Origin of the sequence: Paenibacillus sp. FSL R7-0198 (assembly GCF_038000415.1) — a bacterium.
Taxonomy (GTDB): domain Bacteria; phylum Bacillota; class Bacilli; order Paenibacillales; family Paenibacillaceae; genus Paenibacillus.
The window spans coordinates 4,408,348-4,423,711 of the sequence record NZ_JBBOCB010000001.1 but is presented as its reverse complement, the minus strand read 5'-3'; the positions used below and the strand labels follow the sequence as shown (position 1 = coordinate 4,423,711).

The following is a 15,364-nucleotide window of genomic DNA, read 5'->3' as shown; positions in this document are numbered from 1 at the left end:
TTTTGCCTCCCTTGTGTTGCCCTGTTATTTCTTTACGGTGACGATGACGCCATCCATGTTATCACCCGATATTTCAGTTTGTCCTTGCTCAGGTATGTAAACGGTTGTGTCTCGGGTGGCTCGATAATAGCGGATATGATACTCCTCACCCTCTACTTCCACAGTAATGTTCTCTTTCTCTTTAAGCATATCGAGATACTCTTCAAGTACCAGATTATTCTTATACATGACAGCACTGTGCGGCAGCCCTACATATCGAAAGTGCCATGGTTCATACTGAATACCGGTGATGCGCACTTTATCCTTTGGGTAACGTAAAATAAATCCGTATTTCCATGCATTCTTCTCCAGCCATGCACCCTCTGGTGCTTCATTCATGGCACCCAGGCTGGAGCCAATATCCAGGGATAACCCGAGATTGTGCTCACTGTGACCCGCAGGAAGTGCATAGTCTGAACCCTTTTCCCGATATAACTCGTCCTGCTTTTCAAAGTCCCTGTACCCACTGCTGACGAGAAAATATCGGACTCCCTCTTCGCCTGCTGCTTCAACCATCCTCTGAAACTCCTGGGCCACCTGTCGTGATAACATGATTTTCTGATCCAGTATTCCATATCCACGAAGCAGATCATCCTCATGTGCCACATATACAATATCGGATTTAACCCCTTCCGGGTGAACGGGGTATTGCTTATCTACCAGTAACAAGTTGCCCTTATGTACCTGATCCTGAATGTTTCCGGTGACGGATACGGTATAACCTGCTGGATTTTCACGCGTATTCTGAATCTCGATGGGCAACTCATCCTTCTGCTGAATCCAACCCGGTGATTGCGTAACAATATATCCGATCAAAATAATACATATCAAAAAGCCCCACTTTTTCATGCTTGTTCCTCCTTTTACCTCATACATCAAGGATAGACAACACAAGTTAAAGAAAAAGCAGGGCAATTTTAAAGTTTTTCTTAAATTTGACGTCAATCTTATTGGAATACGGGCAAACGAACTTCGAATAACGTCCGTACCACGTCGCTCTGGGCCGAGATTGTACCGTCATGCTGCTCTACAATATTGCGAGCGATAAACAAGCCAAGGCCTGTCCCACCCTCTTGAGGGGTTCTGGCACGATCTCCGGTGTAATACATATCGAAGATATGTGGCAATTCCTCCGGACGAATATGTCCACCATAGTTAATTACCTGAATGATGACCTGTTCTGCATCCCGATATCCATTAATATCTACGTACATGCCATCCTTGCCGTGCCGTGCAGCGTTAATCAGCAGGTTCTCGAACACACGAGCCAGCAACTCGCCATCACCGGAGACCGTAAGGTCAGTGTCTATTTTCAGTCGGGCGACTAGTTGGTTCTTTTCAAATACAGGATAGAGTTCTTCGTTCATCTGCTTCAGCAGTTCGCTAAGATCCAGCTGTGTCTTGTTTATAGGCAACATGCCATAATTCATACGGGTAATTTCGAACAAATCATCAATCAGCTTCTCCAGACGCTGTGATTTGGTGAATGCAATCGCCGTAAAGTGCCGTACCTGCTCCTCCGTTAGCTGATCATCCTTCATGAGCAGATCCAAATATCCAAGCACAGACGTCAGTGGTGTTCGCAGGTCATGCGCCAGATTGACGACAAGCTGGTCCTTACTATTTTCAGCAAAATCCCCTCGTTCTACCGCTTCCTTTAACTTCTCACTTGCCAGGTTCACATCCTCCGCAATCGTACCTAACTCGTCCTTCGAGGAGATCTGCACACGATGCTGAAAGTCTCCATTGGCCAAATGCCTGATCCCTGAGGAAATGTCCTTGAAATACGTCGCATAGGGCTTGGTAAACCAGAAGAAAAATAGAATGGCCAGTGGGATAAATAAAATCAGGAAGAAATAGATATCCCCGATACTTCTCATAAAATGACGATATTCAGCGAGCTGATCTTCTGCACGGACACCCGAATAATAGGCTTGCATAAGCTTATAAATCCCATAGGTAATTGCACCAGAGGCAAGCATGCTTAACCCTAGCAACATAATCATGGTTGTGCGAAAACTTCTTCGTTTAGTCATTAAACGTGTACCCCACACCCCAGATGGTTTTAATAAACTTGTTCTTGTTCACATCTTCCCCCAGCTTTTTGCGCAGGGTCCGAATATGGACCATCACGGTATTCCCACTCTCGTAATAGGCTTCTCCCCACACCTGTTCAAAAATGTTTTCTGCACTGAACACCTGCTTGGGGTGGCTCGCGAGCAGATACAAAATGTCGAATTCCTTCGGTGTTAGTTCCACTGGTTTGCCGTAGAGTGTAACACGATGTTGATCTGGCGTGATGATGAGCCCCCCCTTCTCCAGAATGGACCTCTGCACAGGCACAGACTGGCTGAATTGGAGAGAACGACGTAACTGGGAGTTAACCCGGGCAACAAGCTCCATCGGATTAAACGGTTTGGTCATATAATCGTCCGCACCCATCACAAGTCCCGTAATTTTGTCCATATCTGACGTTTTGGCACTCAGAAAAATGATCGGTAAATGATGCTGTTCCCGAATTTTACGGGTCACCTCATACCCATCCATGCCAGGCATCATAATGTCCAGAATCGCCAAATCTATCGCTTGAGTCTGAACAGCTTGAACCGCCGCCTTCCCGTCAAAGGCCTTGATGGTGTGATATCCTTCTTTTTGTAAATGTAAAGCAACCAGATCAGCGATCTCAACTTCATCGTCTGCGATCAGAATCGTAATTCGCTTCATTGCTTATTCCACTCCTATGTGTGATGCTGGGCATTATAACATATTTGAATCCAACAGATAAACCAATGAAAGGAATCCATACATATGAAACTGGAGCGTTTATTAGCCATCGTAGTGCTGCTAATCAATCGTGGACGGGTACAAGCCAAAGACTTGGCAGATATGTTCGAAGTATCAATCCGGACCATCTATCGAGATATCGATACATTGGGTCAAGCAGGTATCCCTGTGGTGACGTATCAGGGGACAAGTGGCGGGATTGATCTGGCAGAGGGCTACCGTCTGGATCGAAACGTATTAACAGACAAGGACCTCGCTTCCATCGTCACTGCACTGCGCAGTGTATCCACTTCCCATGCCAATGCGGCGCGTGAGCTTCTGGTCGAAAAACTCAGCAGTATCGTACCTGAATCCAAAAATGACGATTTTCAGGCCAATACCAATCGATTCATCGTGGATTATTCAACCTGGACGCATCCCGAAGCGCTGAAAATCAAGCTTGAACTTATCGAACAGGGTATGGATCAATTACGACCCGTAACCTTTACCTACTGCAGTGCGGAAGGTATCCATACTCACCGAACTGCCGACCCTCATACCATCGTACTCAAGAAGCATTCCTGGTATCTGTATGCTTTTTGCCACGAGCGGAATCAATTTCGCATGTTCAAGCTTGTGCGCATGCAAGATGTCACACTTGCTAATGAGCACTTCGATCGTAAAGTCATCAACCCACAGGACAGACCCTGGCAGCAGGAATGGAGCCGTCCGGACAATCAGGCTAGGTTAACCTTGAAATTCCATCCTCGCGTCCGTCATATTGCGGAAGAATGGTTTGGGATCGAGAACGTCATGCCTGATGGGACTGGGTATTATATTAGCCAGGTTGCTTTTCCCGAGGATGGCTGGTTATATGGGTTCATTCTGGGCTTCGGCGCGGACGTTGAAGTATTGGAACCTCAGCATATTCGGGACGAGATCTGCCGTATCGCTGAGCAAATTGTACAAAATTATACACCTCCGACTCAAACCTGACAGACAGCTGTCCAGTTCCTACCCGTATACTTCAGATATATTCAATCTGTACATATATGAGGAGGAACTAATCATGAACGTCACTGTATGTCAAAGCTGCGGTATGCCGCTCACCACCCCTGCCCAATTCGGAACGGAAGCAGATGGAAGCACAACCCGTGAGTACTGTATTTATTGTTACAAAGAGGGCAAGTTTGAGCAGCCCGGTATGTCCCTTGAAGGCATGACGGAGATGTGCACTGCCATTCTGAAGGACGAAGGCATGGATGAGGAATCCGCTCGTTCGATGCTGCGTAACCAGCTTCCTTTTTTGAAGCGTTGGCGCACGAATACAACGGATCAACATGCAGAATCACTCGCTGAAAACCCTACTGCTTCTGCTAATCTTGGTCAGGTAACAACAGATCATTCGTTCTCTGCCCAGCCCGTTCGTTATGTCACTCTTCCTGGCAAACGCATTGCCGGCGTATCCGCCCGCACAACCAACGCCATTGAGATCAGTGGCAAAGGCTGTATTCAGGGACTCTGGAACAATTATTTTGTCTCAGAGCACCTCCCTGCACCTGAAGTTGTTCGCTATGGTTGTTACACGGATTACACCGATGGGATAACCGGAGAATACACCATACTGGTAGGGCATGAGGTCAGTCCGAACGAATCATTGCCTGAAGGATTGGATGACACTTCACTCCCTCCTGCAACTTACGCCGTATTCACTTCCAGAAAAGGACCGATGGCAGAAGTTGTTGGCGAAGCCTGGGGAGCCATATGGGCATGGGACAAACAAAGCGATCGTACGTTCACCGGGGATTTTGAATTATATGATGAACGCAGCCTGAATCCCGAGAGTGTACAAGTGGATATATACATCGCTGTTCGCCAAAGTAGATAAAGCCCAACACGATACCACCTCACACAGGATCAAAGTTTCCCTGGCATCCTTCTGTATATCATGCAAGCTGCCGAGTTCGCTCGGCAGTTTTTTTGTTATATACGGAACTACATCACCCCCTAAACAACCCGACCATGGTACCAAGTTAGTTAGCATGCTTTGCATCATTTAACCAGACAATATGCCTCATAAGCGGGTACCATTGACTTCCTTAAAATTGGGACTATTCACATAACAACCGATTCGATCCTCCCATATCAAACCTTTCATATCAGGTCCTTTACTCCTGAATTTCCCTAAAAACGTTTACATCTTCTTAAAACCGGGTAAAATCACTTCAATCCAATTGGAATTACATTCTAAAGTCATCTATTTCGTCTAACAAGTCACATGTACCTATATGCGCACCTGGCATGGTAACCAGTCGAAATACATAATTCGAAAAAACGCATCAAAGGAGGAACCAAGATGATCCGCATGCCTATTCAGCAAATGATCCCGTACCATCACCAATATCCGCGCAACACGGCGACCACTGCTCCTAAAAAGGAGAATGAGAACACTCAAGGTCTATCCTTTCATGAAATTCTACAGCAAAAAATGGCGAAGAAAAATGCTTCTCCTTCCCTTAGATAAAAATGGACACCGGACCCTATTCGAGTCAGGTTATCGACCGTCTTTCCGCAGCTTGGCGGAAGGGCGGTTATTGGCGTTGAGCCATAAACGACTGTACAGTTCTAAGGCATGTTTCTATAATGGTTTAAATATCTACAATCATTTCCATGACATGACATATACGAACTGTAAAAGGGGACTTAGCACATGATCACCATTGGTTGTTTTCACGCTCATTATTCCAACATCGCCTTAATTGAAGAGACGCTTGCTCCTTATGAAGTTGAATTGGTCCATTACGTCGATCCAGGTCTGGACCGTCTTAAACATGACGCTGACTTTTCCGAGGTCGTTATTCACGAGAAGGTAGCCCAGACGCTCCAATGGATCGCTGAGTGTCATGCAGATGCCATTCTGGTCACGTGTACCCTGTTTGCGACAGTACTGGAGCAGGAAGCCACACAGGTCCCTGTGCCCGTGATCGGCATAGATGATCCGTTATTGCAGGAGATGCGGCGAGTAGCAGGAGATTACATCATAGCATTCACCAACCCTGCAACCATTGAAGGCACGATGGCACGGGTGAACCAGGCTTTACAGCAAGAGGATGAGAATGGGCAACTACACGTTGCCAAGACATATCAGACGGAAGCGGTATGCATCCCTGGGACATTTGAGTTGATTATGCGTGGAGATCAGCAAGGGTATCTCGAAGCGGTACGTGAAGGATTACAGCAGATTGCTGAGCAGTATTCGGGTAAAACGGTAGTGGCAGCCCAACTGTCTATGGCTCCCGCAGCTGCCCAGGTTACAGTAGATAGCGGGATTCCGATCCATAGCCCGCTGGCATTGCTTGCCGCGTATTTGGAGAAGAATTTGGGCCTGGCTCGATAGTAGTAGCGGGTTTGGAGTGAAATATTACAATCGCTAAAATCATGTGAAAACTACTATATTGCTTCCTTTTGCAAAATAAAAATGCTCTCGAACAAGAGCATTTCAAATGGTATAATCACTTTGTACAGCCAATTTGTGGTGGGAAATAGGCTTGCCTCCAGTGGGAGGTGATCCTATGAACTTCTCTTTTAACGACGTAATCGTGTTCGCGATGTTAATTATTGCGCTCCTGACATACATCGATCGTAAAAAGAAGTGACCCGCCACAGGTTGACGGCCTGACGGGTCACTTCATCTGAACTTGCTGCACTCGGAGGAATACCCACCGCAAATGCTGTGCAGGAGTAGCCATTGGCCTGGCTACTCTTATTGGTGTTTACTTACATTCATTTTATTAAACATCTGCTAGACAATCAACCATAATGCTGATAAAAAGTATCAGGAAGCTGATCAGTAAGATGAAGCAGACGACATAATAGCAGTATTCTCACCTACAAACGATGTCAGACTGCCCAGCTTGCGCTGTACCCGCTCCTAGGAACGTGTCCGATATTCCTCGGCCTTTTCCTGCATGCCCGCTGCTACAGCCTCATTCTCGGACAATCCTTTGTCCGCCGCAAAGGTACGAATGTCCTGCGTAATGCGCATGCTACAGAACTTCGGACCGCACATCGAGCAGAAATGAGCTTCCTTAGCCCCTTCTGCTGGCAGCGTCTCATCATGGTAGGACAGCGCACGTTCAGGGTCTAGCGACAGGTTGAACTGGTCCCTCCAGCGGAACTCGAAGCGCGCTTTGGACAATGCATCATCCCGGCGCTGGGCACGTGGATGGCCTTTTGCCAGATCGGCGGCATGAGCTGCGATCTTGTAGGCGATAACCCCTTCCCGCACATCATCCTTGTTAGGCAGGCCCAGATGTTCTTTTGGCGTAACATAACAGAGCATGGACGTGCCGAACCAACCAATCATGGCCGCACCAATGGCGGATGTGATGTGATCGTAACCCGGGGCAATGTCGGTCGTCAGCGGCCCAAGTGTGTAGAACGGTGCTTCTTTACAGATCTCCATCTGCAAGTCCACATTCTCCTTGATCTTATGCATCGGCACATGACCCGGGCCTTCGATCATCACCTGCACATCATGCTTCCATGCGATCTGCGTCAGTTCCCCAAGCGTAGCCAGTTCCGCCATCTGAGCTTCGTCATTGGCATCGTAGATACTGCCTGGACGAAGTCCATCTCCCAACGAAAACGCCACATCATACCTTTTCATAATCTCGCAGATTTCTTCAAAATGGGTGTACAAAAAATTCTCCTGATGATGTGCCAGACACCATGCTGCCATAATGGACCCACCGCGAGACACAATGCCTGTCATTCGCTTGGCGGTCATCGGGATATAACGCAGCAGTACACCTGCATGAATCGTAAAGTAGTCCACGCCCTGCTCTGCCTGCTCTATGAGTGTGTCACGGTACAACTCCCAGGTCAGCGCTTCCGCTTCGCCATTCACCTTCTCCAGCGCCTGATACAGCGGCACCGTACCAATCGGCACAGGTGAATTGCGGATGATCCATTCCCGGGTGGTATGAATGTTTTTGCCTGTGGACAGATCCATCACCGTATCCGATCCCCATCGTACCGCCCAGGTCATCTTCTCGACCTCTTCCTCGATGGAGGAAGATACTGCAGAGTTGCCGATGTTGGCATTGATTTTCACGTGAAAATGACGACCGATCAACATCGGCTCACTCTCCGGGTGATTGATGTTGGATGGCAGAATGGCCCGTCCACTCGCCAGCTCCTGCCGCACAAATTCCGGTTCCACGCCTTCACGAATGGCGGCAAACTCCATCTCTGCCGTAATGACTCCCTGCCTCGCGTAGTGCATCTGGGTCACACAGCGTCCTGTCTGTGCCCGTAGCGGTTTTCCACGCAATCCAGGGTACTCTTCGGCTCCCGCTCTCTTCCCTCCGTGCTTCAGTCCGTTATCCTCCGGTTTAACCGTACGGCCCTGATAAGCTTCAACATCGCCGCGCTCTGTGATCCATCGGGTGCGCAGGGCTGGCAGACCTGCACGGATATCCGCATGAAATGCGGGATCGGTCATCGGGCCGCTCGTATCGTAGACACGCAGCGGTTCGTTATGCTCCACCCCTTGGGGAGTATTCGTGTCATGAAGGGCTATCTCACGCTCCGGTACAGCAATGTCCGGCCGTGAGCCCTGAATGTAGACTTTGCGGCTGCCCGGAAAAGGCTGAACCCGTCCGGCCGCTCCTGTTTCTTTTCCCACCTGCTGACCGTTATGTTCCTGTTCCATCGCTTGTTGTCCCGTTTGGTTTCCTGTACTCATGTTCGCTTGTCTCCTCCTCAGTGTTCGTTCACTTGGTTTCATTGGTATCGTCATCAGCTCACTTACGCACCTGTCCCAAATCATCCAGAGCACAGAGAAGAAAGAGCGATCCTACACCAGACCAGAGGAGACATTATTTATGTACAGTTCACAACAGACGGAGGCTGCCACAGATCATCGATCTATAAGACTTCCCTCCTCATCCAAGCCCACTTCCGCAGGTTATCGAAAAAGAAGCCCATAAAATCCGCGCTATATCGCCCGTTCCCTGTATATAAAAAAGCCGGTCCCCGAAGGAACCGACTTTTATGTCCATCACCAATAATGCACCTTCAATCAGCTCCTTAACGGAGACTACAAGGGTCACATCATGAGGTGGTTGAGGTCATATCGCCGATTACTTCCCTACGCTGGTATGATCCAGATCAGGTGCAAAGGGTCCGGAATCTCATGCGATTCCGTCTCAGTCCGGACAATTCGGACTCCCCCAGTAACGTTAGTAAGTTGCGGCTTACATAAGCCGCCGTTCATATTCAATGAAGCTGGCTCCGTTGGGCCGTCCATTACAGAGTAGCGCAACCGGAACATAAAAACAACCTTTATATTCCAGAACACTAACTCAATTGGAGAAAAAACCTCACCTCAACATCAGGATAACATGAGCCCCATCTGCGTAGCAGCATCCTTCAACACAGGTGCGTATTCATGCAATGTCTCCTGCGAGAGTCGGCTGACAGGCCCTGAGACCGAGAGCGCAGCTGCAATATTGCCTCTGCGATCCATAATCGGTACAGATACCGCGGCAGCTCCCGGCTCACGTTCCTCATAACTCGTCGCATATCCGTTATCCCGGATATCTCCCATTTGCGCTAAATACACCGCGGGATCAATAAACACCGGCCATTCCGGGCCGTTCATCAGTTCTTCACGATCCTCGTCCGTGGCAAACGCCATCAAAACTTTGCTGGAAGCGCCCACAGACAGCGGGAGTCTAACACCAACGGGGGCGACTCGGCGAATCGCCTGATCACTTTGCACAGCCTGAATCCGTATCCGTTCACTCCCATCACGCAGGTACAGACTCACGGTCTCTCCCAATCGATCTCTCAGTCGCTCCATCGCAGGCAGCAGCAGAATAGCGGGATCATCACTGCGGGACATATGAGCTGACAGCTCCCAGATTCGGATGCCAAGTCGGTACTTCTCTGTTGCTGCATCACGGATCACGAACCCTCGATCCTCCAGCGTAGCCATCAAACGGTGCACTGTACTTTTGTGCAAGCCGATCTGGCTGGCAATTTCGGTGAGTCCCAGATCACTGCGTGTGGTAAAACATAATAATATATCCAGCGCCCGTTCCACAGCCCGGACGGTTAACTTGCGATCTTCCATGGCATAATGCCCTCCTCATGTTTCATCACATGAAACTTGGTTACATAAATTATATGAGAAACGGTCTCATCTGTAAACCAAAAAGAGCCAAAATCAAAATAGGCTAACCTGTAAATTTTTCCTTTTTATAAGACTTAATCCCCTGTAATTTACACACTAAGGTAATGTTACCCATATATCTTAAGAACTATATAACAATTGCGTAACAAATGCCCTCAATCAATTGACTTTGACTATACTGGAACATACGATAAAGATATATTACATTAAGATATCGCTCTGAAGCAGGCTCTGAAATAAACGCAATTCTCTTTTCATGTCGTTGTTATCTTCAACTGAACTTCAAAGGAGGGGCATTCATGTATCCAACATCCCAGAGCGAAGCCCCGCTGCATACAAAAGTGTCCGATCTGCCCTCTTCCCTATCACCGAGGCTGATTCGGTTCAAACATATTATCGTAGCGTTGCTGCTCTCCGTTGTATTTTTTCTACTGTTTTGTTTTATCGCACTGCATGGTTATATCGCATGGGTATTATCCAATCCTACTGTAGCACCGGTCTTCTCCAATCCAATGCAGGCCAAGAACATGAAGTATGAAGACATCACGTTCCCGGCAGCAGATGGCAGCCGGACGATGCAGGGATGGTATATACCTGCTGACAATGCTGCAAGCAAAACGATTATTTTCAGTCACGGCTATGGTGCCAATCGTGAAGAAACATGGGTACCCATGTATGACCTGGCACACTATGCCCATCAACTTGGGTTCAACGTGGTCATGTTCGATTATGGCTTCGCCTCACAGGTGAACAAAGCTGTAGCCACAGGTGGCAAAGCTGAGTCACAGCAATTGCTCGGTGCGATCCAGTTCGCCAAGCAACGTGGTGCGCAGGAACTGGTTGTCTGGGGCTTCTCGATGGGTGCCGGTACAGCGCTTCAGACTGGGCTGATTACACAGGAAGTGGATGCAATGATTCTGGACAGTACGTTCCTGCTTGAGCCGGATACGCTGTACCACAACATTCATAACCAGATCGATCTCCCGCGTCAGCCCACACTCGAGATCATGAATCTGTTGTTCCCTGTTCTGAATGGTACCGGATTGCAACAGATCCCGTATCAGGAAGTGAAAAAGGAAGATTATCCGTTCCCGATTTTCTTCATCCATGGTACAGAGGACGAGAAGGCGCCTTATCCAATTGCGGAGCAGCTCGCCGCCAACCAGACTAATCCGTATTCGGATGTATGGATTGTACAGGACGCGCATCATGAACTTATTTTCCGGGAGCATCCGAAAGAATATCTGCGCCGTGTCTCAACTTTCCTGAGTCATGTAACGAAGACAAGCAGTGACGATGTGCAAAACACGAATAGTGGAGAATAACCAAATTTCAATCATCGAATTTTTTCCAGAGCCCTCAGGGGCTCTTTTTTTTTGCAATCATAGGACAACAAGCTCGCGGAATATACTCTTGGGACGCATGAACAGATGGTCTGCATGTAATGAATTTCATCTGAAGGAGGTTCAACATAGATGAACTGGTATGGATATGGTCACCTACTGCCTCTGCGGACATTGGAGGAAATCCGTTTCTGGAAAGAGCAGGAGAAAGAACATACACTCGTCATTCGTGCCCTGGTTCCTGATCTGGAGCCCCCATACGTCAAGCTACTGGAGGAATGGGAGGCTACCTTTGCAAACAGTGAGCGAGTAGCCAATCAGCTTTTAAAACAACTATTGCCCGCAACCCACCCACCTGCTCCCTACATGGTTCGTTGTATCGATCAACTTGTGTTGGCAGCTCGGCAGCAATCGAGAGAGTTCATCAGACAGCTGTATGTTCTTCTGGAACAAAGTGCTGCTGTGCAAGCTGTTCCGCTTGCCAAAGTACTCATTCTGCATTTTATCCGCGAATCGGAATATTTTCTGGGCGTATTGGATACGCTTGGCCAACCTGGCATCTTGCGCGAAACGGATTCGGAGCCGTCACTTTTTCTGGAAAATGCGTTGCATACGTCAGAGTCAGGAAGCATCCATCGCCAAGCTTCAGAAGCTCCAACTTCTCCAGAGGGAAATGTAAATGCACCTGCCGCTTCAGCTCAGATCCAATCCGCAACCATTCAACCGCCTTCTACCGGAACAACACAAGCCACACCAAGCTCTACAGCACCTCCCGTAAAAGAGAAGCCGGTTCCCATCGGAGGACACACACTGCCGCCTCTCCCCTATGCGTACAATGCGCTGGAGCCACATATTGATGAGCTGACGATGCGTATCCATCATGACAAACACCATCAATCTTATGTGGACGGACTAAATGTAGCAGAGAAAAAGCTGGCGGAATCGCGAAAAAAGAATAACTTTGAACTCATCAAACATTGGGAACGTGAACTCGCCTTCAACGGGGCAGGCCACTACCTGCATACGATTTTCTGGACGATTATGAATCCTGCTGGCGGCGGCAAACCTTCCGGCATGCTTGCAGAGCAGATCAAGCGAGATTTCGGGAGTTATGAAGCGTTTAAGAATCAATTCACAGAAGCCGCGAACAAGGTGGAAGGCAGTGGCTGGGCGATGCTTGTCTGGAGCCCGAGAGCACATCGTTTGGAGATTTTGCAGGCGGAAAAACACCAGAACCTGTCCCAGTCCGATATCGTACCGCTCCTGCCACTGGATGTGTGGGAACATGCCTACTATCTGAAACATCAAAACGAACGCAAAAAGTATATCGAGGATTGGTGGAATGTTGTCTACTGGCCCGCTGTTGCCGAGCGTTACGAAACAGCACGCAAGTTGTTGTGGCCGCCTTATTAAGCTTGGGGTTAGATGGATTAGAGAAAAAAGAGATATCTCCAGCCGAATGACTGAAAGATATCTCTTTTGGGTGTATACAAAAAAGCAAGCCTCCTGTAAAAAGAGACTTGCTTGTATTTTGAGAGACTTCCTATTTCTAAATGTTCACTTAAGAAGCACAGCCCTCGCACGCCACATAGTTGTCGCCAACCTGTTTGCTAATGGAGATCAGATCGCCCAGCTTGATATCAGACTCATCTGTAAACTCCAGATCGGCTATACGTGCAACGATCAGTGCAGCAGCCTCTTCCTTGCTTGTTGCCATTTGGCTAAACTCGGATTTTTCGCCTGTTGATACAACCTCATATAAATACGTATATCTCAATGTGTCCATCCTAACACTCTCCTTCCGAAATCACATCATATCATCTCTATTAACCAATTCCAAGCCCTAGTAAAAAGTGTTAATCGTAGCGCAGCTTCATCTGCTCAGCTGTCAGGCGTACTTCTTCAGAGCCAACGCTAAGCACCCTGCTGGTCTCCGCCTGTGGATAGCGATCGCGCAGTGTTCGAACCAAAGCAGCAGTATATGCCGCAGCTGAAGGTACACCTGCCAATTCTTTCAGACTTGCCATCGTGCCGGGCTGAACATCAGGATACCCTTCACTCGCCCCACCTGCTGCATGCTGATAGAATTGTCGAACGTCCGCTGCCAGTTGATCTCCCTGACCTTCCACGATGATAAAAGCAGTAATAATATACGCCTTTGCCTGCCTGCGCTGGGCAATACCACAGAATTTTAGGCCACCTACACTGACATCATAATCTCCCGGGCAAAAAGCACCCTGAACCTCACCAGTTTGCGCCTGATTCGACCACGGCGTTAGCGACTCGGCAATAATCGAAGCCATCTCCCGGAAATCATCATGAATATTGATGGCATGTCCGGGATTAGGCAGAATCAGTGACACATTAACTACCCCTGGATTCAACGGTACTGCCGCTCCACCGGAAGGCCGAACACAGACCGCTGTCCCTTGGCTTCCTATCCGTTCCATCGCTTCTACAGCCTGTGGCAACCTGCGGTCACGCAGACCCGCTACAAAGGCATCTGGGTGCCTCCATATATGTGCAACAGGCAGATGTCCTGCCCCAACCCGCCTGCACATAACTTCTTCCCAAGCAAAAGCTTCGAGTACACTGCTACCATGTCGCTTGAGTGGTGTCTCCCAGATTTGCAGACGCAATGTAGCATGTTTATCCGCTTGTATTCCCTGTTCCGGCTGAACCGGGTGTTCTGAATGGGAAGGTGCACTCATCGTTCCATTACCTCCGGCTTAACGAATTCATATGTATTCAGTATTTATAGGTATGACAACGCCATATATAAATAAGCCGGTTCCCCTGGGAACACGGCTTATTTATATCATATCCTGCGGCTTCAGAAGCTCCTGCTTCCAAAACCACAAGGACCTACTCATCCGGCTTGTCCAACAAATGGACATACCTGATCTTAATCTTTCACCAGAGACAAGAATTCTGCACGTTGTGCCGGATTCTCACGGAAAGAACCACGTACAGCAGACGTTACCGTCTTGCTTCCCGGTTTCTTCACGCCGCGGGAACACATGCACAAGTGCTCGCCTTCCACAACGACCATAACTCCATGAGGTTCAACGGCCTCTGTCAGAATGTCAGCGATCTGTGAAGTAATACGTTCCTGAACTTGAAGGCGACGTGTTACTGCTTCGACCAGACGAGCCATTTTGCTCAGACCAACGATCTTGCCACTTGGTACATACCCAATGTGCACCTTGCCGAAGAACGGCGCCATGTGGTGCTCACATTGACTGTAGTAGACAATATCCTTGACGATAACCAGTTCTTCATGATTCTCGTCAAACGTGACACCGAGCACATCGCGCGGGTCTACTTCATATCCGCCAAAAATCTCTTCATACATTCGGGTCACACGTGCAGGCGTTTCAAGCAGCCCTTCACGTGTACTATCTTCTCCGATCAATTTCAGGATCTGCTCTACATGATATTCGATCTTTTCCCGATTGTCGGATACTTTTGAATTCAAATAATCTTTAACGCCAGCCACTGCCAAACGCCTCCTTTCGAACCACATACTTTAAGAGGTTGTTCAAAAAGTCCGCTTTTAGGTACTGAAAACCCAACTTTTTGAACACGCACTTTAAGCAGTTATTCCCTGCTATTATTTTCGGCGGCCCGAACTTTTACGCGCAGGATGCTGTTGCGGCTGAGGCATTTTCGCTCCTGGCTGCTGATTCTTCATCATCTGCTGGGCACGCTGCATTTGCTTGCCATTCAGGTTGTAGCCCATTTGCTTCGCCATTTTCTGAAGCATGTCCGGATTGCTTTGCATTTTCTCAAGTTGTTTACGCAAGTAGAACACCCCGATGAAAAATCCCCCGACCAGACCAACAATCAATGTGATAATCGGTATAACAATATCCATCTCTTAGACACCTCTGTATGCATTCTAAAAAGCCTGATAATCCGTGTCACTTCATGATGTTCAACACATAAGTTGCAAACCTGACACAGACCGGATTTCCTGAAAGTATCATAGCATTTCCGCACGCCTTGAGCAAACGGA

The 15,364-nt window shown here is 48.3% G+C and carries 15 protein-coding genes and 1 riboswitch; of the genes, 6 read left to right on the top strand and 9 right to left on the bottom strand.

The window, feature by feature from the left end; translation table 11 throughout:
* Positions 1 to 24: 24 nt before the first annotated feature.
* From MKY87_RS19295 to MKY87_RS19285, 3 genes are all read right to left on the bottom strand, one after another.
* Entirely contained in the window at positions 25 to 888 is an 864-nt protein-coding gene (locus MKY87_RS19295) for a M15 family metallopeptidase (RefSeq protein ID WP_340965740.1), read from the bottom strand.
* 98 nt (positions 889 to 986) lie between these two features.
* Positions 987 to 2,075 carry a HAMP domain-containing sensor histidine kinase gene (locus MKY87_RS19290; protein WP_340965739.1) on the bottom strand — a complete coding sequence of 363 codons (1,089 nt, stop codon included), beginning with the start codon at positions 2,073 to 2,075 and terminating at the stop codon, positions 987 to 989.
* Positions 2,068 to 2,763, bottom strand: coding sequence for a response regulator transcription factor (locus tag MKY87_RS19285; RefSeq protein ID WP_211085189.1), 696 nt, complete (start codon positions 2,761 to 2,763; stop codon positions 2,068 to 2,070). Before MKY87_RS19285 ends, MKY87_RS19290 begins: the two co-directional genes overlap by 8 nt.
* An 84-nt stretch (positions 2,764 to 2,847) precedes the next feature.
* Here MKY87_RS19285 and MKY87_RS19280 point away from each other — a divergent pair, with 84 nt between their 5' ends.
* The 4 genes from MKY87_RS19280 to MKY87_RS19265 all read left to right on the top strand — a co-directional run bounded on the left by MKY87_RS19280 (position 2,848) and on the right by MKY87_RS19265 (position 6,199).
* Positions 2,848 to 3,798 carry a helix-turn-helix transcriptional regulator gene (locus MKY87_RS19280; RefSeq protein WP_340965738.1) on the top strand — a complete coding sequence of 317 codons (951 nt, stop codon included), beginning with the start codon at positions 2,848 to 2,850 and terminating at the stop codon, positions 3,796 to 3,798.
* 73 nt (positions 3,799 to 3,871) lie between these two features.
* The gene (locus MKY87_RS19275) at positions 3,872 to 4,690 is read left to right on the top strand and encodes a zinc ribbon domain-containing protein (protein WP_340965737.1); all 819 of its coding nucleotides are present in this window, start codon (positions 3,872 to 3,874) and stop codon (positions 4,688 to 4,690) included.
* 468 nt (positions 4,691 to 5,158) lie between these two features.
* Positions 5,159 to 5,326 carry a hypothetical protein gene (locus MKY87_RS19270; protein WP_017690769.1) on the top strand — a complete coding sequence of 56 codons (168 nt, stop codon included), beginning with the start codon at positions 5,159 to 5,161 and terminating at the stop codon, positions 5,324 to 5,326.
* A gap of 186 nt (positions 5,327 to 5,512) precedes the next feature.
* Positions 5,513 to 6,199, top strand: coding sequence for a hypothetical protein (locus MKY87_RS19265; protein ID WP_340965736.1), 687 nt, complete (start codon positions 5,513 to 5,515; stop codon positions 6,197 to 6,199).
* A gap of 534 nt (positions 6,200 to 6,733) precedes the next feature.
* Here MKY87_RS19265 and thiC read toward each other — a convergent pair.
* Positions 6,734 to 8,518 carry a phosphomethylpyrimidine synthase ThiC gene (thiC, locus tag MKY87_RS19260; RefSeq protein ID WP_340967491.1) on the bottom strand — a complete coding sequence of 595 codons (1,785 nt, stop codon included), beginning with the start codon at positions 8,516 to 8,518 and terminating at the stop codon, positions 6,734 to 6,736.
* 418 nt (positions 8,519 to 8,936) lie between these two features.
* Positions 8,937 to 9,050, bottom strand: a riboswitch (TPP riboswitch).
* A gap of 149 nt (positions 9,051 to 9,199) precedes the next feature.
* Positions 9,200 to 9,943, bottom strand: coding sequence for an IclR family transcriptional regulator (locus tag MKY87_RS19255; protein ID WP_017690772.1), 744 nt, complete (start codon positions 9,941 to 9,943; stop codon positions 9,200 to 9,202).
* A 359-nt stretch (positions 9,944 to 10,302) separates the two neighbouring features.
* Here MKY87_RS19255 and MKY87_RS19250 point away from each other — a divergent pair, with 359 nt between their 5' ends.
* Positions 10,303 to 11,328: an alpha/beta hydrolase gene (locus MKY87_RS19250; protein ID WP_339786495.1), complete on the top strand. Its 1,026-nt coding sequence runs from the start codon at positions 10,303 to 10,305 to the stop codon at positions 11,326 to 11,328.
* A gap of 150 nt (positions 11,329 to 11,478) precedes the next feature.
* Complete coding sequence (locus MKY87_RS19245) at positions 11,479 to 12,759, top strand: Fe-Mn family superoxide dismutase (RefSeq protein ID WP_339786498.1); 1,281 nt, start codon at positions 11,479 to 11,481, stop codon at positions 12,757 to 12,759.
* Positions 12,760 to 12,907: 148 nt separating this feature from the next.
* On the opposite strand, the gene MKY87_RS19240 is transcribed toward MKY87_RS19245, so the two are convergent.
* From MKY87_RS19240 to MKY87_RS19225, 4 genes are all read right to left on the bottom strand, one after another.
* Positions 12,908 to 13,132: a hypothetical protein gene (locus MKY87_RS19240; protein WP_036614132.1), complete on the bottom strand. Its 225-nt coding sequence runs from the start codon at positions 13,130 to 13,132 to the stop codon at positions 12,908 to 12,910.
* A gap of 70 nt (positions 13,133 to 13,202) precedes the next feature.
* A complete protein-coding gene (locus MKY87_RS19235) occupies positions 13,203 to 14,057 on the bottom strand; it encodes a lipoate--protein ligase family protein (protein ID WP_339786500.1) in 855 nt (284 codons plus the stop codon).
* 194 nt (positions 14,058 to 14,251) lie between these two features.
* Positions 14,252 to 14,845 carry a GTP cyclohydrolase I FolE gene (folE, locus tag MKY87_RS19230; RefSeq protein ID WP_036668229.1) on the bottom strand — a complete coding sequence of 198 codons (594 nt, stop codon included), beginning with the start codon at positions 14,843 to 14,845 and terminating at the stop codon, positions 14,252 to 14,254.
* 114 nt (positions 14,846 to 14,959) lie between these two features.
* Entirely contained in the window at positions 14,960 to 15,223 is a 264-nt protein-coding gene (locus tag MKY87_RS19225) for a YneF family protein (protein WP_017690778.1), read from the bottom strand.
* Positions 15,224 to 15,364 lie beyond the last annotated feature (141 nt).

What these genes read in the sequence shown, in the direction of transcription:
- MKY87_RS19295 (WP_340965740.1), bottom strand. Translation starts at nt 888, where the DNA reads ATGAAAAAGTGGGGCTTTTTGATATGTATTATTTTGATCGGATATATT.
- MKY87_RS19290 (WP_340965739.1), bottom strand. Translation starts at nt 2,075, where the DNA reads ATGACTAAACGAAGAAGTTTTCGCACAACCATGATTATGTTGCTAGGG.
- MKY87_RS19285 (WP_211085189.1), bottom strand. Translation starts at nt 2,763, where the DNA reads ATGAAGCGAATTACGATTCTGATCGCAGACGATGAAGTTGAGATCGCT.
- MKY87_RS19280 (WP_340965738.1), top strand. Translation starts at nt 2,848, where the DNA reads ATGAAACTGGAGCGTTTATTAGCCATCGTAGTGCTGCTAATCAATCGT.
- MKY87_RS19275 (WP_340965737.1), top strand. Translation starts at nt 3,872, where the DNA reads ATGAACGTCACTGTATGTCAAAGCTGCGGTATGCCGCTCACCACCCCT.
- MKY87_RS19270 (WP_017690769.1), top strand. Translation starts at nt 5,159, where the DNA reads ATGATCCGCATGCCTATTCAGCAAATGATCCCGTACCATCACCAATAT.
- MKY87_RS19265 (WP_340965736.1), top strand. Translation starts at nt 5,513, where the DNA reads ATGATCACCATTGGTTGTTTTCACGCTCATTATTCCAACATCGCCTTA.
- thiC (WP_340967491.1), bottom strand. Translation starts at nt 8,518, where the DNA reads ATGGAACAGGAACATAACGGTCAGCAGGTGGGAAAAGAAACAGGAGCG.
- MKY87_RS19255 (WP_017690772.1), bottom strand. Translation starts at nt 9,943, where the DNA reads ATGGAAGATCGCAAGTTAACCGTCCGGGCTGTGGAACGGGCGCTGGAT.
- MKY87_RS19250 (WP_339786495.1), top strand. Translation starts at nt 10,303, where the DNA reads ATGTATCCAACATCCCAGAGCGAAGCCCCGCTGCATACAAAAGTGTCC.
- MKY87_RS19245 (WP_339786498.1), top strand. Translation starts at nt 11,479, where the DNA reads ATGAACTGGTATGGATATGGTCACCTACTGCCTCTGCGGACATTGGAG.
- MKY87_RS19240 (WP_036614132.1), bottom strand. Translation starts at nt 13,132, where the DNA reads ATGGACACATTGAGATATACGTATTTATATGAGGTTGTATCAACAGGC.
- MKY87_RS19235 (WP_339786500.1), bottom strand. Translation starts at nt 14,057, where the DNA reads ATGAGTGCACCTTCCCATTCAGAACACCCGGTTCAGCCGGAACAGGGA.
- MKY87_RS19225 (WP_017690778.1), bottom strand. Translation starts at nt 15,223, where the DNA reads ATGGATATTGTTATACCGATTATCACATTGATTGTTGGTCTGGTCGGG.